Source organism: Vibrio sp. 1641 (genome assembly GCF_033339995.1).
In the GTDB taxonomy this organism is placed as follows: domain Bacteria; phylum Pseudomonadota; class Gammaproteobacteria; order Enterobacterales; family Vibrionaceae; genus Vibrio; species Vibrio alginolyticus.
In genome coordinates this window covers 1-715 of the sequence record NZ_JAWOVP010000166.1, presented here as the reverse complement: position 1 = coordinate 715, position 715 = coordinate 1, and the positions used below count along the sequence as shown (strand labels likewise).

Annotated in this window: 1 protein-coding gene; it reads right to left on the bottom strand. The window is 49.5% G+C overall.

The annotated features are described in order from the left end of the window. Positions 1–715, bottom strand: a 715-nt coding sequence (locus R7Z47_RS24840) for a protein-disulfide reductase DsbD family protein (protein ID WP_411913062.1), incomplete at both ends; no start/stop codon positions are given.

Below are 715 nucleotides of genomic sequence, written 5' to 3'. Positions count from 1 at the left end.
GATTTGCGGTGACACTGCCAAGTAGCAGCCCGCCAGCAATTAAGATAAGCGATGCAGAGCCGGATACCACGAGTGCTTTATCGCCATGAACGCGTTTAACGCGAATCATCAGAACAATAAACGCGACTAAACCGGCGAGAATGACCCAAAACACTGGTAGGTGATTGGCCATCAAAGACAGTAGCCAAACGCTGGTGGCCAACATCATCACACCAAATACGTTTTTGACCACGTTCATCCACTGACCCGGCTTCGGCAATTTAAGCGCAATGCTTGGGAAAATTGCCACCATAATCCAAGGCAACGCCATCCCCAACGCTAAGGCGGTGAAAATTGCAAACAGCGTAACTACATCGGCACCCAAAGCAAACGCCACGGCTGTTCCTAGGAAAGGCGCAGAACAAGGCGTAGCAAGCAAGGTTGCAAACATCCCTTGCACATAGTGTCCAGCTAACGAGTTGTCGCCTTTCGACGCGAGCCATGTACTGGTGCCAGACGAAAGACGGATTTGAAACAGTCCTAGCATGTTGGCGCCAAACAAACCTGTCACCAGAACCATCAATCCTAAAAACCAAGGACTTTGGAACTGAACGCCCCAACCAATGGCATTACCTGTTAGCTTAAGCACCAAAATAAAACCAGCGAGAATCCAAAACGACGTTAAGATGCCAAGTGAAGACGCAACAAACTGAGCGCGGATTTGACGACGCTCGAT